Annotated in this window: 20 protein-coding genes; 11 read left to right on the top strand and 9 right to left on the bottom strand. The window is 69.7% G+C overall.

The window, feature by feature from the left end; all coding sequences use genetic code 11:
• Positions 1-79: 79 nt before the first annotated feature.
• The 4 genes from GF068_RS07850 (at position 80) to GF068_RS07835 (ending at position 5,493) form a co-directional block, all read left to right on the top strand.
• On the top strand, positions 80-1,543 hold the full coding sequence (locus tag GF068_RS07850; protein ID WP_153818700.1) for an aminopeptidase: 1,464 nt from the start codon (positions 80-82) through the stop codon (positions 1,541-1,543).
• Between the two features lie 70 nt (positions 1,544-1,613).
• Positions 1,614-2,939, top strand: coding sequence for a PhoH family protein (locus tag GF068_RS07845; RefSeq protein ID WP_153818699.1), 1,326 nt, complete (start codon positions 1,614-1,616; stop codon positions 2,937-2,939).
• Positions 2,940-2,972: 33 nt separating this feature from the next.
• Entirely contained in the window at positions 2,973-4,043 is a 1,071-nt protein-coding gene (locus GF068_RS07840; RefSeq protein ID WP_153818698.1) for a tyrosine/phenylalanine carboxypeptidase domain-containing protein, read from the top strand.
• A 64-nt stretch (positions 4,044-4,107) separates the two neighbouring features.
• Positions 4,108-5,493 (top strand): WD40 repeat domain-containing protein, encoded by a 1,386-nt coding sequence (locus GF068_RS07835; RefSeq protein ID WP_153818697.1) that lies wholly within the window; start codon positions 4,108-4,110, stop codon positions 5,491-5,493.
• A 36-nt stretch (positions 5,494-5,529) separates the two neighbouring features.
• Here the strand turns inward: GF068_RS07835 and GF068_RS07830 are convergent, their stop codons facing one another.
• Complete coding sequence (locus GF068_RS07830) at positions 5,530-6,636, bottom strand: hypothetical protein (RefSeq protein ID WP_153818696.1); 1,107 nt, start codon at positions 6,634-6,636, stop codon at positions 5,530-5,532.
• A gap of 41 nt (positions 6,637-6,677) precedes the next feature.
• On the bottom strand, positions 6,678-8,534 hold the full coding sequence (locus GF068_RS44175) for an RCC1 domain-containing protein (protein WP_206079415.1): 1,857 nt from the start codon (positions 8,532-8,534) through the stop codon (positions 6,678-6,680).
• A gap of 255 nt (positions 8,535-8,789) precedes the next feature.
• On the opposite strand from GF068_RS44175, the gene GF068_RS07820 reads away from it, so the two are divergent.
• Positions 8,790-9,410 carry a TetR/AcrR family transcriptional regulator gene (locus GF068_RS07820; protein WP_170319351.1) on the top strand — a complete coding sequence of 207 codons (621 nt, stop codon included), beginning with the start codon at positions 8,790-8,792 and terminating at the stop codon, positions 9,408-9,410.
• 18 nt (positions 9,411-9,428) lie between these two features.
• On the opposite strand, the gene GF068_RS07815 is transcribed toward GF068_RS07820, so the two are convergent.
• Together GF068_RS07815 and GF068_RS07810 are read right to left on the bottom strand one after the other, a co-directional pair.
• Complete coding sequence (locus GF068_RS07815) at positions 9,429-9,959, bottom strand: hypothetical protein (RefSeq protein ID WP_153818694.1); 531 nt, start codon at positions 9,957-9,959, stop codon at positions 9,429-9,431.
• 358 nt (positions 9,960-10,317) lie between these two features.
• Entirely contained in the window at positions 10,318-11,091 is a 774-nt protein-coding gene (locus GF068_RS07810) for a hypothetical protein (RefSeq protein ID WP_153818693.1), read from the bottom strand.
• A 132-nt stretch (positions 11,092-11,223) separates the two neighbouring features.
• Here GF068_RS07810 and GF068_RS07805 point away from each other — a divergent pair, with 132 nt between their 5' ends.
• The 5 genes from GF068_RS07805 to GF068_RS07785 all read left to right on the top strand — a co-directional run bounded on the left by GF068_RS07805 (position 11,224) and on the right by GF068_RS07785 (position 16,404).
• Positions 11,224-11,481 (top strand): hypothetical protein, encoded by a 258-nt coding sequence (locus tag GF068_RS07805; protein ID WP_240806731.1) that lies wholly within the window; start codon positions 11,224-11,226, stop codon positions 11,479-11,481.
• A 25-nt stretch (positions 11,482-11,506) separates the two neighbouring features.
• Entirely contained in the window at positions 11,507-12,085 is a 579-nt protein-coding gene (locus GF068_RS44910; protein ID WP_240806730.1) for a hypothetical protein, read from the top strand.
• Positions 12,086-12,206: 121 nt separating this feature from the next.
• The gene (locus tag GF068_RS07795; RefSeq protein WP_153818692.1) at positions 12,207-14,570 is read left to right on the top strand and encodes a Tex family protein; all 2,364 of its coding nucleotides are present in this window, start codon (positions 12,207-12,209) and stop codon (positions 14,568-14,570) included.
• A 47-nt stretch (positions 14,571-14,617) separates the two neighbouring features.
• On the top strand, positions 14,618-15,211 hold the full coding sequence (locus tag GF068_RS07790; protein ID WP_153818691.1) for a Uma2 family endonuclease: 594 nt from the start codon (positions 14,618-14,620) through the stop codon (positions 15,209-15,211).
• A gap of 26 nt (positions 15,212-15,237) precedes the next feature.
• Positions 15,238-16,404: a hypothetical protein gene (locus GF068_RS07785; RefSeq protein ID WP_153818690.1), complete on the top strand. Its 1,167-nt coding sequence runs from the start codon at positions 15,238-15,240 to the stop codon at positions 16,402-16,404.
• Here the strand turns inward: GF068_RS07785 and GF068_RS07780 are convergent, their stop codons facing one another.
• From GF068_RS07780 to GF068_RS07765, 4 genes are all read right to left on the bottom strand, one after another.
• Positions 16,405-17,226 (bottom strand): indole-3-glycerol-phosphate synthase TrpC, encoded by an 822-nt coding sequence (locus tag GF068_RS07780; RefSeq protein WP_153818689.1) that lies wholly within the window; start codon positions 17,224-17,226, stop codon positions 16,405-16,407.
• On the bottom strand, positions 17,223-18,293 hold the full coding sequence (gene trpD / locus GF068_RS07775) for an anthranilate phosphoribosyltransferase (RefSeq protein WP_170319350.1): 1,071 nt from the start codon (positions 18,291-18,293) through the stop codon (positions 17,223-17,225). The genes GF068_RS07780 and trpD overlap by 4 nt, the downstream gene beginning before the upstream one ends.
• A complete protein-coding gene (locus GF068_RS07770) occupies positions 18,290-18,910 on the bottom strand; it encodes an anthranilate synthase component II (RefSeq protein WP_153818687.1) in 621 nt (206 codons plus the stop codon). Before GF068_RS07770 ends, trpD begins: the two co-directional genes overlap by 4 nt.
• Positions 18,911-19,067: 157 nt before the next feature.
• A complete protein-coding gene (locus GF068_RS07765) occupies positions 19,068-19,994 on the bottom strand; it encodes an alpha/beta fold hydrolase (protein ID WP_153818686.1) in 927 nt (308 codons plus the stop codon).
• A 159-nt stretch (positions 19,995-20,153) separates the two neighbouring features.
• On the opposite strand from GF068_RS07765, the gene GF068_RS07760 reads away from it, so the two are divergent.
• Entirely contained in the window at positions 20,154-21,299 is a 1,146-nt protein-coding gene (locus GF068_RS07760; RefSeq protein WP_153818685.1) for a formin, read from the top strand.
• A 77-nt stretch (positions 21,300-21,376) separates the two neighbouring features.
• Here the strand turns inward: GF068_RS07760 and GF068_RS07755 are convergent, their stop codons facing one another.
• Entirely contained in the window at positions 21,377-22,630 is a 1,254-nt protein-coding gene (locus tag GF068_RS07755) for a hemolysin family protein (protein ID WP_240806729.1), read from the bottom strand.
• Positions 22,631-22,674: the final 44 nt, after the last annotated feature.

The raw sequence follows: 22,674 nt of genomic DNA, 5'->3' as shown, positions 1-22,674 counted from the left end.
TGGGATTGGAAGCGTCAGCGCACCGACACGGCCCCTGACACGTGTCGGAAAATTGGGTAGCTTCTCGAGGGTGACGACCATGAAGGGTCCGCCCGGCGCATCGGGACCGACGCCTCCTTCGCCGGGGCGCGGGTCGTCGCGGCGTGTTTTCTCCGAGCTCCCCGCGAACGCAGAGCCGAAGCCCACGCGGGAATTTGGGGCCTCGCCGACGAACCCGGAAGACAAACCCATCTCGACGCTCGGCGCGAGGCGGCTCCTGTCGCCGCCCCCGCAGCGGATGCCGACGCCGACGCCGCCCCCGCCGGCTCCGACGTTTTCCCGCGGGATCACCCCGCCGCCGCCCTCGGTCACGCCCCGCTCGTGGGCGCCGGCCCCGTCGACGCAGCGGAGGACACCGCTGCCGCCGCCGGTGCAAGCTCCGCGCACGATCTCGACGATCCCGCCGCCGCCGACGTCGCCGCCGCCCTCGTCGCTCGCGCACTCGACGTCGCGACCGCCGGGCGCGCCGCGCTCGGGTGGGCTCGCGTCCGCGGCGCGGGTGGCGATCGATCCGGGGCTCGCCACGCCGGCGGCGCGTGTGCTCGACGAGCTGGTCGCTCTGGAGACCAACGAGCGGCTGCTCATCGTGCACGACCGGCAGAACGACTCGGTGGCGCGCGCCTTCGAGCAGGTGGGGCTCGAGCGGCGGGCGCGCGTGGAGCGGATCGACGCGGAGGCGCTCGCGCCGCGGCCGTGGGGGCGCTTTCCGCCGGAGGTGCTCGCGGCGCTGCCGGGCGCCGACGTGACCTTGTTCGCCGCGACGTACGAGGAGGGCGAGTACGACGCGCGGCACACGTTCGTCACGCTCGCCACGGCGAACCGCGCGCGGCACGTGCACATCGTGGGGACGAGCCGGCGCGCCTTCGTGAACAGCATGCTGGCGAGCTCGACGCGTGTCTTCGACCTGATCGCGGCGCTGCGCGGCGCGATGAGGCCACACGCGAGGCTCCAGGTGCGCTCGCAGGCGGGGACGTCGCTCGAGGTGGAGATGGCGCCGAACCTGCGGTGGTTCGCGAACGGCAGCACGATCCGCTCGGGCCAGTGGCTCAACGTGCCGTACGGCGCGCTCGTCACGTCGCCGGCGCAGGTGACGGGCACGTACGTGGTCGACGCGTCGATGGGCGGCGGCTACGGCTCGCGCCTCGGCTCGCTCTCGAGCCGGCCGATCCGGCTCACGTTCGAGGGCGGGCGGGTGCAACGCGTGGAGTGCCGGGACGCGTCGGTGAAGGCGTACGTCGAGAAGTTCATCGGCGACGCGATGGGCCACGATCGGGTGGGGCTGCTCTCGCTGGGGGCGAACATCGGGATCGCGGCGCCGCTCGGCGAGCTCATCCACGACGAGAACATGCCGGGCGTGCACCTCTCGCTGGGGGAGAACTTCGCGTCGCGGACGGGGGCGCTCTGGACGTCTCACGGCCAGCTCTCGTTCGCGGCGGCCGACACGGACGTCGACCTGGACGGCGAGCCGCTGATTCGCCACGGGCGGTACGTGCGCCTGGTCTAAGCTTGCGCACTTCCCTGACCGCGGCTACCCCGCGGGGCCGTCATCCAATTTGCAACGGGCCGACTCAGCCATGAGGAAAAACTACGTCCTCGACGCCAACGTCCTCCTCCACGACCCGCACGCGATCTTCAAGTTCGAGGACAATGACCTGATCATCCCGATCTACGCGATCGAGGAGATCGATCAGTTCAAGCGGGAAGGCAGCGAGCGCGGGCGCAACGCGCGTACGATCGCGCGGCTGCTCGACGGGCTGCGCAGCCCCTCGAACCAGCTCTCGGTGGGCGTGCCGCTCGAGCGCGGAGGCACGCTGCGGATCGCGATCCCGCAGAGGCGCCCGAACGCGCTCGTGGGGCTCGACTCGAAGTCGCAGGACCTCGCGATCTTGCAGGTCGCGATCGACGTCCGCGACAAGGACAAGGACAAGCCGACGATCTTCGTCACGATGGACACGAACCTGCGCATCCGGGCGGACGCGCTGGGGGTGACGTCGGAGACGTACGAGAGCGAGGCCGCGCCCGATCCCGAGAACGAGCTGTCGGTGCTCGAGGTCGAGGTGCCGGGGTCCGACGTGGACCTGTTTTTCCAGCACGGGTTCGTCGCGGCGCCGCACCGCACGGTGCTCCACCCGAACGTCGGCGTGCTGCTGCGTGACGAGGCGAGCGCGGCGCACACGGCGCTCGGTCGGTTCGACGCTTCGAAGGGGCAGGTCGTCGCGCTTCGCACGCCACGCGACGGGGTGATGGGCGTGCGGCCTCGCAACAAGGAGCAAGCGTACGCGCTGGATTTGCTGCTCGACGACGAGATCCGGCTGGTGACGTTGATCGGCAAGGCGGGCACGGGCAAGACGCTGCTCGCGCTCGCGGCCGGGCTCCGGCGGACGGTGGAGGACGGCGTCTATTCGCGGCTGCTCGTGAGCCGACCGGTGATGCCGCTCGGCAGGGATCTCGGGTTCTTGCCGGGGGACGTCGACGAGAAGCTGAACCCGTGGATGCAGCCGATCTACGACAACCTCGAGTTCCTGTTCTCGAGCGGCGCGGCGCGGGGCAAGGGCACGGAGGCGCGTGGGTTCGTGCAGCTCCTCGAGAGCGGCGTCGTGCAGGTCGAGCCGCTCACGTACATCCGCGGCCGCAGCTTGCCGCATCAATACCTCATCGTGGACGAGGCGCAGAACCTCACGCCGCACGAGGTGAAGACGATCATCACGCGCGCGGGCGAGGGGACGAAGATCATCCTCACGGGTGACCCGCACCAGATCGACAACCCGTACGTGGATCACGCGTCGAACGGGCTCAGCGTGGTGGCGGACCGCTTCAAGCAAGAGGCGATCGCCGGGCACGTCGTGCTGGCGAAGGGCGAGCGCAGCGAGCTCGCGGAGCTCGCGGCGAACTTGCTGTAGGGGCGCGTGTCGCGCGTGGGGGACCTTCGCTCGATGCCATGGCTCACGGACGCGGGGCACGCGCTCGTGCAGGCGGCCTCGCGGGTGCGTCTGATCCTGTGCACGACGCCGACGAACCTGCGGGCGGAGCTCGACCGGCTCGGCCACGTGTGGGCGCGGGGCGCGCACGAGGCGCCGCGGTTCTCGTACGAGCCGGCGCCCGATCACGAGGGCCTCGTGCGCGCGCTCGGCGAGCTCGCGGCGTTCCTCGAGGGCGAGGGGCCGCTCGGCGTCGTGTACGCCGGTCGGGCGCGGGAGATCGCGGCGGAGGCGCTGATCTGCTCGGCGGTCGGGACGAGTGGGCTCTGGGCGGCGGCGCGGCGGAGGTTTGGCCGGCGTGATCCTCACGATGACGCGGCGGATCACCTGGCCGCGCGATGGCTCGAGGCGCCTCCGCGGGGCGGGGCCGAGGACGAGCCGCTCATTCGCAGTGACGACGAGGGGGCGGAGGGGTCGCTCCTCGTGCGGATGCGGGCGGAGATCGGGGCGCGGCGGCTGCCATTTCGGGTCGTGGTGGTGCGGGATCTCTCGTCGCTCGCGGCGACGGGCGAGGGGGTCGTGCAGGTCGCGGCGGGCCGGCTCATGACGCGTGCGGACGTGGAGCGGACGGTGCTGCACGAGATCGAGGGGCACGTCTTGCCGCGGTGCCGGGCGGCGGAGATGGGGCTCGGGATCTTCGTGATCGGCACGCAATCGGGCGCGGATGATCAGGAGGGGCGGGCGCTTCATCTGGAGCGGCGCGCGGGGGCGCTCGTGGGGGGGCGGCGGCGAGAGCTCGCGCTCCGGCATGTGGCGGCGCGGCGAATGGAGGCGGGGGCAGATTTCGTGGAGGCGGCGCGGCTCTTGTTATCCCACGGGGCGAGTATCCCGGACGCGCTTCGGATCACGGCGCGGGTGTATCGCGCGGGTGGGCTCGGGCGCGAGGTGGTGTATTTGCCGGCGCTGCTCCGCGTGGAGGCGGCGCTCGCGGTGGATCCTTCGCTCGACGTGGTGCTCGGCGCGGGGCGGGTGTCGGTGGACGCCGCGGCCGTGCTCCGGCCCTGGGTCGAGCGCGCCGCGACGTGACCTCGGCGCGGCACATCTGCTAGCGTCACGGAGAGGCTTTTCTTTTCGTGAAACGAGGTGAACCGTGTCCTTCCTTCGCCTGCTGGGGCTCGTGGGTTTGTCGGCGTTCTTCGTGGGTTGTGGCGACGACGAGAGCCTGTTTGATTCGGGTTCGACGTTGTGGGGGCGCCGGTTCGGGCGCGGCAGCTCGGTCGAGCCGGTGGGGCTCGCCGGGGTCGAATCGGGCGGCGTGATCGTGGCGGGGCGGTATCACGGGGAGGTCGATCTCGGCGGGGGCGCATTGCCGAGCCCGGGGAACAATTACCAGGCGTACGTCGCGCGGTACGACGGCGAAGGCAGACACGTCTACAGCCGCTCGTTCGGCGCTGAATTCGCCGAGATGTCGAATGACGTCGCGACCTCGCCGGACGGGACGGCGCTCGTGGCGGGGACGTTTGGCTGGGAGATGGAGCTCGACGGCGTGGTGCTCCCGTGGACCGGCAGTGACGATGCATTCGTGGCGAAGCTCGATCCGGCGGGGAAGGTGGTCTGGGCGCGCGCGCTCGGGGGCGCGGGGCGGCAGCGGGGATTCGCGGTCGCGGCGATGCCGGACGGCGGGGCGATCGTCGCGGGGACGACGTCGGGCGCTCTGGATCTCGGCGTCGGCGAGCCGCAAACCGATTCGAAGGGCGCATTCCTCGTGCGCCTCGACGCTTCGGGCGCGCCCGTGTGGTCGCGGCTGCTCTCCAGCAGCGATGGATTCACGGTCGTGAACGACGTGGCGGCGCGGGGCGATACCATCGCCGTGGTCGGGCGATTCGCGTTCGAGCTCGACCTGGGCCTCGACGTCGACCTCGTCGCGGGCGGTTACAATGACGGGTTCGTCGTGACGTACGATCTCGACGGCGCCCCCCTCTGGAGCCGGAAGGTGGGCGAAGCGGGGTACAACGACGTGGTGAGCGCCGTGGCGTTCGCGCCGGATGGCGGGCTCGTGCTGACGGGGAAGGTCGAGGGAGGCGTCGACCTCGGCGGGGGTTTTCACCAGGCGGCGGATGAATACGACGCGAATACGTTTTTGCTGGAGCTCGACGCCGCTGGAAACCATCGGCGGAGCAACGTGTACGGGGGGGAGGGCTATGATATCGGGCAGGGGCTCGCGTTATCGAGCGACGGGGGCGTGATCCTCACGGGGGACATGCTGGGGCGCATGTCGTTCGGGGCAGGCGCGCTCGTGACGCCCGAGGGCGAGAACGGGAAGGACGCGTTCGTCGCGGTGCTCGACGCCGACCGGAACCCGGTGTTCCTGCGGCACATCGGCGGCGTGGACGTGCAATCGGGGCAGCGGGCCGCGGTGGACGGGCAGGGGCGCGTATTCATCGCGGGGTCCGTGATGGGCGCCGTGGACCTCGGGCTCGGGATGACGCCGTCGTCGGGGTATTACGAGACGTTTCTGGTCGCGCTCGGGCCGTGAGACGTTCGCGTTCCTCTATCTGCTACTTCGCGGGCGCTAGGGACACGGCGTCCAGCGCGTCTCGACCGTCCGGCTGTGGAGCGTGACTTTGCCGAGTGGTCCTCCCTGGTTACCCTGAGCCTCACGCCGAACGACGAGGCCAGTCACGCGGCACCGCGCGGGGTACGCGTCGTCCGACTTGCGATGGATCACGTTGACCGCGGTGCTCGCCGCGACGATTTGATGATTCCTGGCTTCGTTCAGCCAGACGCCGGTACGATACGCGATCCGTACAATCTGAGCGCCACGGAAATGCGGTCCAGTTCGTACGAGCTTGTCTATGTCACGCAGGAGCGCGGCGTCTCCATCCGCGGCCTTCTCGGTGTTCGACGCCAGGTCCGCCTTCAGTGCACCTTCGCTCGGGACCTTGATCGTCACCGATCCTTCGGCGAACGTCTCGGTCCGCTTGGCGTTTGCCAGCGTGAGCTTCAGCGTGTTGTCACCCACGTGCAGCATCGGCACGATGCGCGAGTGAAACTCTTGCCAGATCCGCGCCCAGTGTGGAGCGCGGTCTGCCCAGACCCCGGCGTCGTACGTCGACGGTCCGCCGATGTTGACACCCCTCGCCTGCGGACCGAGGGCGCCTTGCACCGGGTACCTCGTGCCGCCGCCGTCGAGGTGAACCTCGCCGAGCGCCCCGAACTTCGCCCCCGCGACGATCTCGGCGCCGGCCCCGAGCGCAGGCTCGCCGTTGACCTCCGCATACAGCACGACGGACTTCGGAGACGGCCCATAAGCATGGATGTACAGCGGATCTCCGAGCGTCCAGACGTCGATCGCGGTCGAGGCATTGCTCGCATCCGCCTTGAACGGTTGATTCCCGAAAACAATCCGGTGCTGATAGGGGGCGGCGACGACCGGTTCTTTCGGTTCTTTCGGAGCAGGCGTGGGCTCCGCGTGCGCAGGAGCTTCGAGCGGCAGCGCCTGCTCGAGCAAGCCACCGCATGCCGATACGGCCACGAAACAACCGGCGAACAGAACTCGCGGCAAGAATTGCAAAAAGGAACTCATCACTGGCACCTCGAACAGCCCATGGACTCTGTGTAGCAGATCAAGATCGCGCCGATCACGACGCGTGATGCTCGAACGAGAAAGGATGGTCACGCGATCAGACCACCCTTCCTCGGAAAACCACGGCTCCGGGCTCACGCCCGCGCGTCGGCCCGAACGTTCTGCCGCCTTCGCCGCAGCAGCACCAGCAAGAGCCCGAGGCCCATCCACGGCGCCCCGGTCGACGAGCCGCGACCGACCACGCACGCGCCACACCCGCTGTCCGTCGAGGGGCTTCCTCCTGCGCTCCCGCCGCTCCCGCCGCTCCCGCCGCTCCCTCCGGTCCCGGTCGCGCTGCTGCCGCCAGCACCGCTTCCTGTCGCGCTGCCGCCGCCGGCGCCGCTCGCGCTGCTGCTGCTGCTGCTGCCACCCCCACCCCCGCTCCCGCTCCCGCTCGCCGCCGCCCCTTCGATCTGGCACACGCCGCCGAAGCACACTCCACCCGTGCAAGGCGTGTTGTCCGGCTTCGGGCTCGGCGCGCACGCGCCATTCGCAGGGTCGCAGATTGCCACGTCGCACTCGCCCACCGGAGCACAGATCACCACGTCACCACCGGTGCAGGTGCCCGACTGGCACGTATCGGCCTGCGTGCACGTATTGTTGTCGTTGCAGGCCGTCCCGTCGGCCACGGGGACGGCGAGGCAAGCCCCCGTCCCCGTGTCGCACGCCAGCACGGAGCTGCATCCCGAAGCGAGGCTGAGTCCGTTTTGCGCCGGCGCAGGTCGATTGGTGGTCGTGCCGTCCCCGAGCTGGCCGTAATCGTTTCGCCCCCAGGCCCAGACCGCGCCGTCCGACTTCAGCGCCACGGTGTTCCCGACCCCCGCCGCCACCGCGGTGACGCCGCTCAGGCCGTTCACCGGGACGGGCGTTGTTCGGGTAATGGTCGTGCCGTCCCCGAGCTGGCCGTAGCTGTTCGCCCCCCAGCCCCAGACCGAGCCGTTCGACGTGAACGCAGCGCTGCGGGAGTCGCCCGCCATCACGGCGGTGATCCCGCTCAAGCCGCTTACTTGCGCGGGCGTGGAGCGGCTGATCTTCGTGCCGTCCCCGAGCTGGCCGGAGGCGTTGTACCCCCAGGCCCACACCGTGCCGTCCGACTTCAGCGCCACGGTGTGATTATCGGCCGCCACAACGGCGGTGACGCCGCTCAAGCCAGTCACGTTCACGGGGGTGACTCGGCTGGTCGTCGTGCCGTCTCCGAGCTGGCCGGAGGCGTTGTACCCCCAGGCCCACACCGTGCCGTCCGACTTCAGCGCCACGGTGTGGCTGTTGCCTGCCGCGACCGCGGTGACGCCGCTCACTCCGCTCATCTCGACGGGCGTGTGCCGCTCGGTGGTCGTGCCGTCCCCGAGCTGGCCGGAGGCGTTGGACCCCCACGCCCAGACCGAGCCGTCCGACTTCAGCGCCACGGTGTGATAGAAACCGGCCGTCACGGCGGTGATCCCGCTCAGCCCGATCACCTGGACTGGCATGTGTCGGTCGGTGCCCGTGCCGTCCCCGAGCTGGCCATGGTTATTGTACCCCCAGGCCCAGACCGAGCCGTCCGACTTCAGCGCCACGGTGTGGTAATAGCCCGCGGTCACGGCGGCGACCCCGCTCAGGCCGGTCACCTCGAAGGGCGTGTGTCGGTCGGTGCCCGTGCCGTCCCCGAGCTGGCCGTAGCTGTTCTGCCCCCAGGCCCAGACCGAGCCGTCCGACTTCAGCGCCACGGTGTGGAAAACGCCCGCGGCGAGGCTCACCGCCGCGCAGCGCGCCGGATTCCCGTTGCAGTCCCCCAGGCTGCCCGCCCCCGCCGTCAACGCCGCCCGCGCCTCGGCCGTCGCTTCCTGCGCCGGGCTCGCGGTCTGCCCGCCCCCGTCTCCGCCCGGCCCCGAAGAATCGACGCCACAGGCGCCCGCCAGCGCCACGAGAAGCCCGAGCCACACGGACCCAGGAAGAGGAAGTCGATGATTCATCACAGCGATTCTTTCCCCGCAAGCGGAGGGCTGCATATACGCAGACGTCCACGCGAAGAGTCGTATCCGCTGGCTCGTCGCGTGAGCAAAATGGAGCGTCGAATCACGCCCAGGTGTTTTCTCTCTGGCAGCGCGCGAGCGACGACGCAATCGCTCGAATCGGACAGCGTCCGGTCAGCGCGCGATCGACGGGTTCGCCCTGCCGCACATCAACCTGCTCTGAGCGTCGAGCCGCGGTATGCTACCGCATCATCGATGGTGCGCCCCAAGGACGCCTGCTCCGAAGAGACCTGGAACCGTATCGTCTCCGCGGCGCGACACGAGCTGGTCGAGACGGACGACGGCGAGGTCGACGTGTCGGTCCGGCAGGTCGCGACGCGCGCGGGCGTGAGCCTGGGCACGATCCACTACTACTTCCCGACCAAGGAGAACCTGCTGGAGGCCTGCCTCGACGTGTACTACACGCGGCTCGGCGCGCTGGCCTTCGAGCTCGCCCCGCTCCTGATGCAAACGGACACACGCGCCGTGATCGAGCAGGTGACGCGGCGGTTCTATTGTTTTGCGGTCGCGGAGCGGCGAAGCCTCAAGCTGCGCGCGAAGCTCAATGCGCAGCTCGGATACCTCGAGCCGCAGCGGGCCAGGCAGGTGCGCGGGCCCATGCTCGACGCATTCGCGTCGCAGATCGGGAGCATGGGCGGCCTCGACGTCGCCGAGGCGCGGCTGACGATCCAGACGATGACCGGCTTGATCATGCACCTCGCGTTGCTCGCGGACGCGGACCTCGAACAGATCGCGGGTGCGGGAGGTGAACCTGGGCGACAGATCGTGGAAGATCACGTCGCCCGGGTCGCTTTGCGGCTGGTGTTCCCGCGTTGAGCCCGAGCGCGTGGGCGCTCAGAAATCCGAGCAGGTGACCGAGGTCTTGCGCGGATCGGTGACGTTGCAGTTCGCGAGCCCGCCGGTCGCTCCGTCACAGATGCCGGCGCTCATCGCGTCCGGCTCGAGACAATCGCACCATTGCTGGCCGCTCGTCGGAGGTGTACACCCGGTGGGAATGGGTCGGCACTCGGTCTGCCGCGGCTCCGCGCCGGCGCGAATCACGCAATAGGTGTCGGGGGCGCAGGTCTGCCGGCCGTCGCAGTCGAACGACGTGGACGTGGTCGCCTCCCATTGATCTTGAATGCAGAGCCTGTCTCCGATGACCGGGCCACCCTCGCCACAGGTCGCCCAGCGGTCGTCGTCGCTCGGGCCGACACACGTCGCCTCGCCGCATGTGAGCTCTCGCGTGTCCTCGCCGATCGTCACGGAGCAGGTACAGTCGCCGGAGCCGCCCGGGTCATTGCCATTCGGATTCGAATCATCCCCACAGGCGGCCAGGCCCGAGGCGAGAGAGAAAAAGACGAGCGATCGAAGCCAGAAGCGCATGATTCCTCCAGGAAGGCCGCGAACCTAGCGCGGCCTACGGCGCGCGCTACACCACGAATCGGACCGCGTCCGAATCCCACGCCGATCCCGTCTCCTTCGCCTGCTCGGGCGTCCGAGGAGGTCTATTCTGGTTCGAGGAGCGGGGCTCGGGCGTCCGAGGAGGCGATCCTGCCATCCGGATCGGGCGCTCGGCTCGCCGATGGAGCGATCTTGGGCACAGTTTCGGCGTTTCGGTGAGCCGAGTTGCCCTTGTTCGTCTTCGGGACGTGTCTTCGGGCGTCTGAAGTGTCGATTTTTGTGCCAAGATCGCCAAATCGGCACGGAGCTTGCCTTGCCGTGTTGGTGAGGGAGGCGTGGCTCAAGGGGTCGGGGCGACCGGGGGCTCGTCGATTTCGTTCGCGCCGGGCTCCTCCGAGACGGGGACGCGGGCGGCGCGCCGCGCGGCATAAGCGGCGTCGCGCGCGAGCACGAATTGACCGATTTCGTCTTTTCGGCCGCTCCGCGCGAGGAGCGATTCGACGAAGAGGGCGTGTGCGGACGCGGCGCGATCGAAGGCGTCACGCGCGGCGCGGAGGCCGAGCATGGCCTGCGTGTCCTCGTCGGCCTCGCGATTGAGCTCCTTGGCGGCGTCCCTGGCGGCGGCGTGGGCAATGGCGAGGCCCTCCGCGAGGCCGAGCTGCGCGAGATCCGGTTCCTTTGCGAGGGCGTCCGCGACGCCGCCGGCGACCTCGACGATGTTGCCCTGGCTCATTCGACCGAGGTCGGACGGCGTGGTGCCGAAGACGCGGTCGAAGAGGCGCTGCCGGCGCTCCCTTTCGCTTGCGGGCAAGGGCATGTCCGGGTCGACGTTGAGCAAAACGTCCTGGACCTTGCCGCGGACGAAAGCATACCGACGAACACAAGCGAGGACGGCCTCTTCGAGCCTGGCGCGCTCGGTATCCGTCTCGGTGCGCTCGCGGCTGACGAGGCCCGTCGCCGATTGAATGCCCACGCGCGCGGAGGCGAGCTCGTCGCGAGATTCGAGGACGGCCGATTGAAAGGTGGGCTTCGGGGTGAGGAGGGCGGGATTGTCGCAGGCGGAGATGTCGTGGCGAGATTCGAGGAGGCGGCGGCGGTCTTCGTCGGTGTACATGGGGCGGAAGGAGAGAGGACGAGGGCAAGGAGTGTCAAGAGGGATGTGGGGGGGCTCGGGTCGTCCGGGCGGAACCTTGAAGGAGGAGGGCGAGCGCTGTGGGAGGCTGCGAGGTCGTGGTAGGATCGGGTCATGTCGACGCTGATGGGCGACACGTCCCCCGAGGCTGACGCGCGCTACCACGAGCTGCTCCGCCGGATGACGCCGGAGCGCCGGCTGGAAGCGGCGATGCGGCTGAGCCAAGCCGTCCGGGAGCTCGCGCTCGTCGGGATCCAAACGCGGCATCCGGATGCGGGCGAGGAGGAGCTACGGGTGCGGTTGACGGTGAGGCTGTACGGTCGCGCCTGCGCGGAGAGGTTGTTCGGCGACGTGCCGGAGGATGCGGTGTGAGGGTATGGCGAGCTCAGGCGACGCGGTGAACGCGCTGGACGTGGCGCTCCGGGTGGCGGCTGCGCTCGAAGCGGTGGGGTGCGAGTACTTTCTCGGAGGCAGCGTCGCGAGCTCCCTCCAGGGCGAGCCACGCGCGACGAACGACATCGATTTCGTCGTCGCGATGATGCCGCATCGGGTGCGCTCTTTCGCGGAGAAGCTGGGGCCGGATTTCGAGGTGGACGAGGACATGCTTCGCGACGCCCTTCGGAGAGGAAGCTGCGCGAACATCTTTTATCTACCGATGGTCACCAAGGTGGATTTGTTTGCCCTCGGGTCGACCCCCTACGACGAAGTCGAATTCAATCGACGCAGGAAGGTGCGAGTGCGCTCGACGGGAGAGGAGCTTTTCGTGAAGGCGGCGGAAGATACGGTGCTGCGGAAGCTGCTCTGGTACCGGGATGGCGGAGAGGTGGCGTCCAAGCAGTGGCGTGATGTCGTCGAGGTCCTCCGCGTGAGCGCCGCCGAGATTGACGAGCAGTACTTGCAGACGTGGGCCGAGAGGCTCGGGATCGACGAGCTTCTGTCTCGGGCACGTGCGGCGGCTGTAGTGAAGCTAGCGTAGCCTGCATTCTGTCGGACAAAGCCTCGACGAACATCAAGGACATGCGGGAGTCATCTGCCGCCGCCTTCGCGGCGTTTCCCCCTGGACAACCGTCCAGCCCATGCATAAAGCCACCCGTCTCATGACCGCCACGACCGACCCCACCACGGTGTCCTCACCCACGCTCACGCTGCCTGCTTTTGACCCCGTCCCGACCCTCTCGGACGAGCTCTCGCTCCCGAGGTCCGGCGTCTCTGCGGTGGTCAAGCTGCTCGCCGAGGGCGCGACGGTGCCGTTCATCGCGCGGTACCGCAAGGAGGCGACGGGCGGGCTCGACGAGGTGCAGATCCGCGCCATCGAGGAGCGCCGCACGTACCTCGTGGAGCTCGACGAGCGGCGACGGCAGGTGCTCGACGAGATCGGCAAGCAGGGAAAGCTCACGGACGAGCTGAAGAAGAAGATCCTCGGCTGCGCCACGAAGGCCGAGCTCGAGGACCTCTACCTGCCGTTCAAGCCGAAGCGCAGGACACGCGCGATCATCGCGAAGGAGCGCGGGCTCGAGCCGCTCGCCGACCGGATCTGGTCGCAAGCGAAGGAAGGCAACCCCGAGGAGGAGGCGAAGGCCTTCGTCGACGCAGCCAAGGAGGTGCCCGACGTCGCGGCGGCGCTCGCAGGCGCGCGCGACATCTGCGCCGAGCGGATCGCCGAGAACGCCGACGTGCGCAAGCTCGTGCGCGAGGCGTACATGCAAGACGGCGTGATCCGCGTGAAGAAAAACGAGGAGCACGAGGGCAAGGCCACGAAGTTCGACACGTACGCGACGTTCGAAGGGCCCGTCGCAGGGATGCCGTCGCATAGGTACCTCGCGATCCGCCGCGGCGAGGCGGAGGGGGTCTTGCGCGCGTCCGTGGATCTCGAGGGCGAGAGGTTGTTCGCGCCGATCGGGAAGATGAGCGGGCTCGATGGAGGCTCGCCGTGGGCCGGCGAGCTCGGCAAGGCGGTGAGCGACGCGTACAAGCGGCTGCTCGCGCCGAGCGTGCAGATCGACGTGCGCGTGGAGCTGAAGCAGCAGTCGGATCGCGCGGCGGTCGAGGTGTTCGCGCAGAACCTCCGGGAGCTCTTGCTCGCGGCGCCCTTCGGGACACACGCGGTGCTCGGGATCGATCCGGGCCAGCGCACGGGCTGCAAGTGCGCGGTCGTCGACGACACGGGCAAGCTGCTCGCGAACGAGACGATCTACCTCGTGCAAGGCGCGGACGCGGAGGAGCGCGGCAAGCGCGCGATCCGCGATCTGTGCCGGAAGTACGGCGTGCGCGCGGTGGCCGTGGGCAACGGGACGCACGGGCGCGAGACCGAGCAGTTCGTGCGCGACGTGCTCGCGGCCGAGGGGCTGAAGGAGATCTTCTGCGTGCCCGTGAGCGAGGCCGGCGCGAGCGTGTACTCGGCGAGCGACGTGGCGCGCGAGGAGTTCCCGGACCTCGACCTGACGGTGCGCGGCGCGATCAGCATCGCGCGTCGCCTGCAGGATCCGCTCGCCGAGCTCGTGAAGGTCGATCCGAAGAGCATCGGCGTGGGGCAGTACCAGCACGACGTCTACCAGTCGCTGCTCGCGCGCAAGCTCGACGAGGTCGTCGAGAGCTGCGTGAACATGGTCGGCGTCGAGCTCAACACGGCGAGCGCGCCCCTGCTCTCGCGCGTGGCGGGCATCGGGCCTTCGCTCGCGAAGAAGATCGTGTCGCACCGCGATCAGAACGGCGCGTTTGGGAGCCGCAAGAAGCTGCTCGACGTGGCGGGCATGGGGCCGAAGACGTTCGAGCAATGCGCGGGCTTCTTGCGCATCCGCGGGGGCGAACACCCGCTCGACGGGAGCGCAGTGCACCCGGAGCGTTACGCGCTCGTCGAGAAGATCGCGGAGGACCTCGGCGTGCCCGTGGCGTCGCTCGTGGGCGACACGAAGCTCCTCGGGCGCATCGACCCGAAGAAGTACATCGGCGGCGACGTCGGCGAGTACACGATGAACGACATCCTGGCGGAGCTGAAGAAGCCGGGGCGCGACCCGCGCGCGAGCTTCGAGCCGCCGAAGTTCCGCGACGACGTGCGGACGATGGAGGACCTCAAGCCGGGGATGGAGCTCGAAGGGGTGGTCACGAACGTGACCGCGTTCGGCGCGTTCGTGGACGTGGGCGTGCACCAGGACGGGCTCGTGCACGTGTCGCAGCTCGCGGACCGGTTCGTGAAGGATCCGAGCGAGGTGGTGAAGGTCGGCGACAAGCTGAAGGTGCGCGTGCTCGAGGTGGACATGGTGCGCAAGCGGATCTCGCTGACGGCGCGGAAGGGCGAGCGCCCGCAGCCGGGCCAGCAGGCGCAAGGCGCGCCGCAAGGTCGCGGCGGGCAAGGTCCGCAGCAAGGTCGCGGCGGTCCGCAAGGCAAGGGCGGTCCCCAGGGCAAACCCCAGCCGCAGGGGAAGTTCACGAACAACCCGTTCGCGACGCTCCTGAAGCGGTAGGTGTCGGCGGCGGCGCGGGGGCGCTCGTCCGTGCTATTTTCGCAGGCATGGGCGACCCCGCGCGAAAGATCCCCACGTTCGAGGAGCTGCTCGCCGAGATCGATCGGCTGCCGGAGTACCTGAGCGGAGAAATCATCGAGCCGGGCGTGATCCGCACGATGTCCCGGCCGGATGCGCCGCATCGGCGCGCGGCGCGCGAGTGCCAGTGGGCGCTCCGCGGCGCGAGCGCGGATGTCACGGGCTCCGGGTGGTGGATCGAGCAGGAGCCCGCAGTTCGCTTCGGGGAGCGGCTCTTCAACCCCGACCTCGCCGGATGGCGCGTGGAGCGCTGCCCCGACCCGCCCCACGGGTACCCCATCACGCTGACACCCGATTGGGTCTGCGAGGTGCTCTCGCCCTCGACCGCGCGCGACGATCGAAAGATCAAGCTGCCGCACTACGCGCGCTCCGGCGTGGAATGGGTCTGGTTGATCGATCCGGAGATCCACCTCGTCGAGGTGTTCCGAGCCGAGCGCCAGCAACTCTGGCTCGTCACGTCCGCAGGGGAGGAGGAGACTCCACGCCTGCCGCCCTTCGACCTCGAGATCAACCTCGTGTCCTTCTGGATCCCGCGTAAGCCCGCCGAGCCCCCTTCTCCCTGATCCCGCCTCTCGGTACGCTGCGCGGTATGTCCGACAAGACGGCCGAAGCCGCGATCGCTGGTCTCTCCCCCGACGCGCGGCGCCTGCTCTGGATCGTCACGCGAGCCCTGCCGCCCGTGCCCGAGGCGCTGGTCGAGAAGGTCTTCGCGGGAGAGTCCGTGGAGGAGGAGAAGCTGCGGCTCGTCGGGCGCATGCTCGACGCATTCGAACGGATGCCGCCCGAGGCGAGGCCGGAGATGCCCGCCATGCCGGACGAGGTGAAGCAGCGGATCGCAGCCCTGAAGGCGGCCGGCGAGCCAGAGCGCCCGGACATCACGGGGCTCGTCGGCGAGCTCGTGGAGGCGCGGCTCGTGAAGCGCGCGCCGCTGAGCGAAGGCGAGGCCATGGGCCTCGAGGCCACGGAGGCAGCAGCGCGCGAGGTGGCAGCGTGGATGGAGGCGCAGCCCGAGCAGCGCAAAGGGCAAGACGAGGCCGCCGTGAAGGTCGCGTTCGGCGAGCGATACGGCGCCGCGTTCGTCGCGGCCGTCGAGGGCAAGGTCCCCGGCGGGACGAAAGAAGCGGGCATCGAGGCCGGGATCTCGGCGACGTCGTATCTCCTCGGGGCAGGCGCGTTCCGGGCGCTCGCGTCGATGCTCGGCGAGGCCGTGCGCGCAGCCAACGACGCGTCGATCGTCGGGCCGGTCGTGGGGGCCGTGGAAGAGAAAGGCGGGCTCGACGCGCTGCTCTCCGCGTTCGAGGCGCAAAACGACGCCCTCGGGCAGGCCGGGACGCTGGCCGCGCTCGCGGGCCATCACAAGGACGCGGGAGACCTCGGGAAGGCCATCACGCTCGAGCTGCGATCCCTCGCGCCGCTCGCGCGGCTCGACAACGTGGTGCCGCGGGCGATCGTGCACCTGCGCCTGGCGGAGCTGCTCGAGGCCGCCGCGCGCACGGAGGAGAGCTCCGCGCACCTCGCGGCGGCGATCCTCTACCGCGCTCTCTCCGGCTTCGATTTCCGGGCGGAGATCCGCGCGCTCATCACGCGGCTCGGCCGGGAGCAGAGCTACACGCTGCCGCCCGTGGCCACGTTGCTCGAGGATCCGTCGTTCGCCGATCTCGCGCGGTTCGTGCAGACGAAAGGCGTGCCCGCCGCGGACGTGCAGGCGGATCTCGATGCGCTCACGGCGCAACTGAAGCAGCACATCGGCGGCTGATCAGCGCAGAGCGGCGCGCGCGACCATCACGCGGAGGAGCGGGCCCGGGTCGTCCTGCCGCATGAGCGCCTCGCCCACGAGGGCCGCGTCGGCGGGGCCCTGCGAGATCCGCGCGACGTCGTCCGCGGACGCGAGCCCGGAGAGGTGGACACGCGCGGCGGCGCGATCGGCCCGCGCGAGCACACGCTCGGCGCGCGCGTGATCCATGGCGAGCGTGTCGAGGTCGCGCGCGTTGACGCCGAGGACACGCGCGCGGGCGCGCTCGGCCGCTTCGAGCTCCTCCTCGGTCGCGACCTCGACGAAGGGCTCGAGCCCGAGCGCCCGCGCGGCGTCGGCGAGGCGCGCGAGCTCGTCCGCGGAGGTGAGACGCGCGATGAGCAGCGCCGCGTCCGCGCCACGCGCCGCGGCCATGGCGAGCTGGATCGGGTCGAGGATGAACTCCTTGCAGAGCAGCTTCGGTCGCGCGGCGCCGAAGGCCTCGTCGAGCGCGTCGCGGCACGCCGCGAGGTCGTCGTACGAGCCGCCGAAGAAGGGGCCGTCGACGAGCACGCTGATCATCGTCGCGCCCGCCTCCGCGTAACGTCGCGCGCGCGCAGGCGGCCGGAGCGACGTCGAGAGCGCGCCGGCCGAAGGCGAGCGGAGCTTGACCTCGGCGAGGAGCCGGAGCGCCCCACCTTCGGGCCTGCGGAGCGCCTCGAAGACGCCGCCGGACGGCGCGCGCGTCGCGCGGGGCGGAGGCGCGGCGTGGAGCGCTGCGATCTCGGCCTTCTTCGAGGCGAGGATCGTGTCGAGCACGCGCGTCCGAGGCGGCTCGTCGCTCATGGCGCTCCCCCTTCTCCTTCTTCCCGCGCACGCGAGGCGGCCTCGCGCAGGGCTTCGAGCCTCTCGATCGCCGCGCCGCTGTCGAGCGCCCCCGCCGCTTCGGCGGCGAGATCCGGCCATTCGCGCGGGTCGTCGAGCTCGCGGAAGACGGCGAGCGCCGCGGCCGCGTTGAGCACGATCGCGCAGCGCGCCGGGTGCGGCTCGCCGCGGAGCACGGAGAGGATCACCTCCGCGTTCTCGGCGGCCGATCCGCCCTGGATCGCGCCCGGGGGCGAGACGGGCAGGCCGAAGCTCTCGGGCCGCACGACGATCTCCCGCAGCGATCCACGCGCGAGCTCCGTGACGCGTGTCGGCCCGAAGGGGCTCACCTCGTCGAGCCCGTCCTCGCCGCGCACGACCCACGCGCGCCTCAGCCCGAGCTCGCAGAGCGTCGCGGCGAAGACCGGGCGGAGCGCGTGATCGTAGGTGCCGAGGAGCTGGTGTGTCGCGCTCGCCGGGTTCGAGAGCGGGCCGAGCGCGTTGAAGATCGTGCGGATCGCGAGCTCGCGCCGCACCGGCGCGCCGTGCCGCATCGCCGGGTGGTGCGCCGGCGCGAACAGGAACGCGAGACGCGCCTCGCGCAGCACCTCGGCCTGACGCTCGGGCGGCACGTCGATCGGCACCCCGAGCGCTTCGAGCACGTCCGCGCTGCCCGATCGGCTCGAGACGCTGCGGTTGCCGTGCTTGGCCACGGGCGCGCCGGCCGCGGCGCAGACGAGCGCCGCCGCCGTCGACACGTTCAGCGTGCCGAGCCCGTCGCCCCCCGTCCCGCACGTGTCGAGGACCGCGGTCAGGCCGTGATCGACGCGCACCATCACCGCGCGCATCGCCTCCGCGGCCGCTGCGATCGTCGAGGCGTCCTCGCCGCGCAGGCGCAGCGCGACCACGAAGCCGGCGACCTGCACCGGCGTCCAGGCGCCCGCGAGGATCGCGTCGAACGAGCGGCGCACGAGCGCGCGCGGCAGGGCTCGTTCGTCCCGCGCGATCTGCTCGAAGACGTGCGGGAACGAGGCTGCCTGCGCGCTCACAGGGCCGCTCCCGCGAGGGCTCCTCCCCTCCGCGTGCGGGCGTGCTCCTTCACGAGATCGAGCCAGTTGTGGAGCAGGTCCATGCCACGCGTGGTGAGGATCGACTCGGGGTGGAACTGCACGCCCTCGATCGGCAGGCGCGCGTGGCGCAGGCCCATGATCTCGCCCTCCGTCGTCCACGCCGAGACCTCGAGCTCGTTCGGCAGCGAGCTCGGCTCCACGATGAGCGAGTGGTACCGCGTCGCCACGAAGGGCCGCGGCAGGCCCGTGAAGATCGTGCGACCGTCGTGCTCGATCGGCGACGTCTTGCCATGCATCACGCGCCCTGCGCGCACGACGTGCCCGCCGAAGACCTGCGCGATGGCCTGATGGCCGAGGCAAACCCCGAGCAGAGGACGCTCGCCGCCGAGGTGCTCGATGATCTTCAGGCTCACGCCCGCCTCGTTCGGCGAGCAGGGCCCGGGTGACACGAGGATGCCGTCCGGGTCGAGGGCGCGCGCGCCGTCCACGTCGATCGCGTCGTTCAGCCGCACGACGCAGTGCGCGCCCAGGATCTCCAGGTATTGAACGAGGTTGTAAGTGAACGAGTCGTAGTTGTCGACGACGAGCAGCCGCATCGATCCCACCTTGCTAGCGATGGACGGTCCGTGCGGCGCGCCGAGGCGCGTGGCGCGCGTCCCCTCCATCCCCCCGATCTCGAAGGTAGCACCCGCGCCACCGTGCGGCTGGCCGCTCGACGCGACTTTTTCCCGGGAAATCCAGGGAAATCGCGCGTTAACCGTTCGATGTTCCGCCCGCGCCTTCCGTGGCCTTCGCGAGGAATTTCTCGAGGCGCAGGCTCACGAGCTCGGGGAACTCGACCGCGGTGTAGTGCGTGCCTCCACGCACGACGTAGAGCTCCGCCCCCGGGATCTGACGCGCCATCTCCTTCGCGAGCGCGGGCGGCGTCATCGCGTCGCGATCGCCCGACACGACGAGCGTGGGCACGTCGATCGCGCCGAGCACGTCCGAGGCGTCGTGATCACCGAGCGCGCGCAGGTTGTGGAAATACGCCTCCATGTCGAGCTTGCTCATGCCCTGGACGAGCTCGTTGAAGACCGCGTCGTCGAGCGACTCGTTCATCACGCCCATGGCCTTCAGCCACGCGAGCGCCTCGGGCACGTCCGCGGCCCTGCGCGTGACCTGCGAGGCGAGCGCGTGCGCGCGGCTCACGAGCTCCACGAGGGAAGGGATCACGGTCTTCATGCCCGGCAGCGGGCTCACCGTGTCGAGCGGCCTGCCGCTCGTGCCGTTCAGGAGCACGATGCAACGCGCGCGGCGCGGCGCCTTCCGGTACGCTTCGAGCACGACCTGCACGCCCATGCTCCAGCCGACGAGCGCCGCGCGCGCCTCGCCCTCGGCGTCCAGGATCGCGAGCAGATCCTCGGCGTGGCGCGTGATGGCGTACGAGGCGGGGGTGTCCTCCTTCGGCCGCGCGGAGGCGAAGAGGCCGCGGTAGTCCCACGTGAGGAAGCGGTAGCGCCCGCGCAGGTGCTCGATCTGCGCGCTCCACGTGATGTGCTGCCCCCCGAGCCCGTTCGCGAGCATCACCACGGGCGCCCCGGGGTACGGAGAACGCGTCGCGTAATACGTGATCCGCGTACCGTCGGGAGCCGTGAGGGCGCGCTTCTCGACGGCGAGGGGAAGACGCGGAGGAAGCATGCGCAGAGCTAGCTACCACCCCGGCCGCGTCGCGTCGTCGAGAAACCAAGGAAACGCGGGGCGGCCGCTTCCAAGGGCGAGGGAGAATTTCGGCGGGCGCAACGTTGACACGACGTACGTCGCGCCGGTAACTTGCCCGCTGGTCGCTACGAGGAGCCGATGGCTGCTGAAGACAAGAGCAAGAAACCCAAGATCGATCTGAAGGCGCGGCTCGGCAAGACGAACATCGGGACGCAGGCCGTGCCGCTGCCCGTTCCTGGTCAGTCGCAGCCGCCGCCTTCTGGTGCGGGGAAGTCTCCGAACATCGCTCCGCCGCCCGGGATCTCGCCCGGCATCCCGGTTCCTCCGTTCGCCCAGCCTGCGAAGGCCGCCGCGGCAGAGCCGCCGCCGAAGCCCACCGCCGTCCAGCAGACCATCAAGGTCGAGGTCGGCGAGGAGATCATCAAGGAGCGCGAGAAGGCGAAGAAGCGCCTCATCGCGGCTGCTGTGGGCACGGCGCTGCTCGGCATCGCGATCGGGTATCCGGTCGGCGGAGCCGCCGCACGCAACGAGCGCGGCAAGGCCGTCGTGGCGAACGCCAAGGCGCTCATGACCGACGTGAAGGCCGCGAACGAGAAGATGAAGGAGCTCGAGACGCTCCTCGGCGAAGCGGCGGAGAAGCTCGGCAAGAAGGAGTATCCCGCGGAGCTCGCCGGCCAGCTCGGCGGCATCAACATCCCGTTCGACGCCACGAAGGTCGACGGCGGGAGCATCTCCGGCCTCAACGCAGGCGCGCTCCGGCAGCTCCTCAACTACACGAAGGGTTGCGAGGAGCTGAACAAGAAGAAGGACAGCTTCAAGAACCTGCTCGAGTTCGCGAAGGCGCCGGTCGAGAAGGGGTGGAAGGAGGAGAAGGAGCCGGTGATGAACTTCTCCGTGCTCTTCCGCTCCGACCAGAAGGGCGTCATCGCGGAGCTCGTGCCGGTCAAGGAGCCCTTCGATCTCGGCAAGGACTGGCCCGCGAACTACGCAGTCCTCAAGCCGGAGCGCACGCCGCAGGGCATGAAGTCGGTCGAGAAGAAGCTCAACCGCTACACGAAGGGTGACCTGCCCGGCAACGGGGATCCCGTGCTCGTCCCCGTCGATCCCATCACGACCTCTGCGTTCACGAGCCAGGAGATCATCCGCAACCTGCGCAAGGCGTTCATCGATCTGCGCACGGAGCTCAAGGGCGACGACTCGAACCCGCAGAACCCGGTCACGGGCCTCATCGAGGTCGGCGACAACCTGATGACCTCGATCCAGAAGGTCACGCAGGGGAGCTGAAATCCTCTCACCCTCGGGTGATGGAAAAAAAACGGGGCTCGCGAAAGCGGGCCCCGTTTCGTTTTGTCCGGCGTGACTCAGGCCTCGACGCTACGAGGCTTGACGATCTCGACCTTTCCGATGTGCTGCTCGTCGCAGTCGCGCACGATGAAGCGCAGGCCGTACTTGCTCACGCTCGCGCCATTCTCGGGCGTCTTGCCGAGGTGCTCCGTCAAGAGTCCCTCGAGCGTGTCCACCTCGGTGTCGCCGTCCGGCAGCAAGTTCGAGCCGAGGAAGGCCGAGAGATCGCGGATCGACACGGCCGCGTCCGCCATCAGCCGACCGTCGCCGAGATCCTGGATCGGCGGCTCCTCCGCCGCGTCGTGCTCGTCGCGGATGTCACCGACGATCTCTTCGAGCACGTCCTCCAGCGTCACGATGCCGCTCACCGCGCCGAACTCGTCCATCACGATCGCCAGGTGTTGCCTGCGGCCGCGCATCTCTCGCAAGAGCGTCGAGAGCGGCTGCGACTCGGCCACGAAGTTCGCCGGGCTGCGGATGATCTCCTTCAGCGACTTGTTCTTCAGCCGGTCCTCTTCGAACGCCTTGAACAGGTCCTTCGCGTAGAGCAGCCCCACCACGTTGTCGAGCTGCTCGCGATAGACCGGGTAACGCGAATGGCCACTCTCCGTGACGAGCGCGAGCGTCTTGTCGAGCGGCGTGTTCACGTCGATCGCCTCCACCTTCGAGCGCGGGATCATCACGTCTCTCGCCGTGCGATCCTGGAACTCGAGCACGTTGCGGATCATCTCCGCCGGCTCGCGGCCGAAGAGGCCGCTGCGCGCGCCTTCCTCGACGAGCAGCTCCACCTCCGCCTCCGTGATGTGCGGATCCGGCGGCTCGCCGTTGTCCTTGCGCGCGATCGCCGCGCCGAGCCAGCCGAGCGGGATCGCGAGCGGCAACATCACGTACTCCAGCGGGCGCAGCCAGCGCGCGGCCAGGGGCGCCGCGTGATCGGCGTGCTTGCGGCCGAGCGTGGTGCTGACCTCGTAGAGCGTGCCCGTGAAGACCACGGTCACGCCGAACGCGAGCAGCGGCGCCGCATGCGGGTAGAGCGGGAGGAAAAACAGGAGGATGAAGACCGCCGACAGGGTCGAGCTGAGGATCCTGCCGAGCAGGTAACGAGACCGGAGCTTGGCGTCGGCGCGGTGGATGCGCTCGAGCGCCGCTTTTTCCGGTCCTTCCGCCTGCTCGATGAGCGCCGCGAGGCGGGTCTGGCTGAGGCTCGTCAAGGCCGTGTCCGCGCCGGCGAACAAGGCCCCCACGATCGCCGACGCGATGGCCCCTGCCAAGAGCGTCAGTGGTACGTCGTTTGGACTCAAAACCGAACTCCTAC

The organism is Polyangium spumosum (assembly GCF_009649845.1).
Lineage (GTDB): Bacteria > Myxococcota_A > Polyangia > Polyangiales > Polyangiaceae > Polyangium > Polyangium spumosum.
Note: the sequence above shows the minus strand (reverse complement) of the source record. Positions and strands in the feature narration are given on the sequence as shown.

Bases quoted from the DNA above. Each gene is read 5' to 3' on its own strand.
- GF068_RS07785 (WP_153818690.1), top strand. From the start codon at position 15,238: ATGTCCGACAAGACGGCCGAAGCCGCGATCGCTGGTCTCTCCCCCGAC.
- GF068_RS07770 (WP_153818687.1), bottom strand. From the start codon at position 18,910: ATGCGGCTGCTCGTCGTCGACAACTACGACTCGTTCACTTACAACCTC.
- GF068_RS44175 (WP_206079415.1), bottom strand. From the start codon at position 8,534: ATGAATCATCGACTTCCTCTTCCTGGGTCCGTGTGGCTCGGGCTTCTC.
- GF068_RS07805 (WP_240806731.1), top strand. From the start codon at position 11,224: ATGTCGACGCTGATGGGCGACACGTCCCCCGAGGCTGACGCGCGCTAC.
- GF068_RS07790 (WP_153818691.1), top strand. From the start codon at position 14,618: ATGGGCGACCCCGCGCGAAAGATCCCCACGTTCGAGGAGCTGCTCGCC.
- GF068_RS07850 (WP_153818700.1), top strand. From the start codon at position 80: ATGAAGGGTCCGCCCGGCGCATCGGGACCGACGCCTCCTTCGCCGGGG.
- GF068_RS07840 (WP_153818698.1), top strand. From the start codon at position 2,973: ATGCCATGGCTCACGGACGCGGGGCACGCGCTCGTGCAGGCGGCCTCG.
- GF068_RS07810 (WP_153818693.1), bottom strand. From the start codon at position 11,091: ATGTACACCGACGAAGACCGCCGCCGCCTCCTCGAATCTCGCCACGAC.
- GF068_RS07820 (WP_170319351.1), top strand. From the start codon at position 8,790: ATGGTGCGCCCCAAGGACGCCTGCTCCGAAGAGACCTGGAACCGTATC.
- GF068_RS07765 (WP_153818686.1), bottom strand. From the start codon at position 19,994: ATGCTTCCTCCGCGTCTTCCCCTCGCCGTCGAGAAGCGCGCCCTCACG.
- GF068_RS07780 (WP_153818689.1), bottom strand. From the start codon at position 17,226: ATGAGCGACGAGCCGCCTCGGACGCGCGTGCTCGACACGATCCTCGCC.
- GF068_RS07845 (WP_153818699.1), top strand. From the start codon at position 1,614: ATGAGGAAAAACTACGTCCTCGACGCCAACGTCCTCCTCCACGACCCG.
- GF068_RS07795 (WP_153818692.1), top strand. From the start codon at position 12,207: ATGACCGCCACGACCGACCCCACCACGGTGTCCTCACCCACGCTCACG.
- GF068_RS07815 (WP_153818694.1), bottom strand. From the start codon at position 9,959: ATGCGCTTCTGGCTTCGATCGCTCGTCTTTTTCTCTCTCGCCTCGGGC.
- GF068_RS07760 (WP_153818685.1), top strand. From the start codon at position 20,154: ATGGCTGCTGAAGACAAGAGCAAGAAACCCAAGATCGATCTGAAGGCG.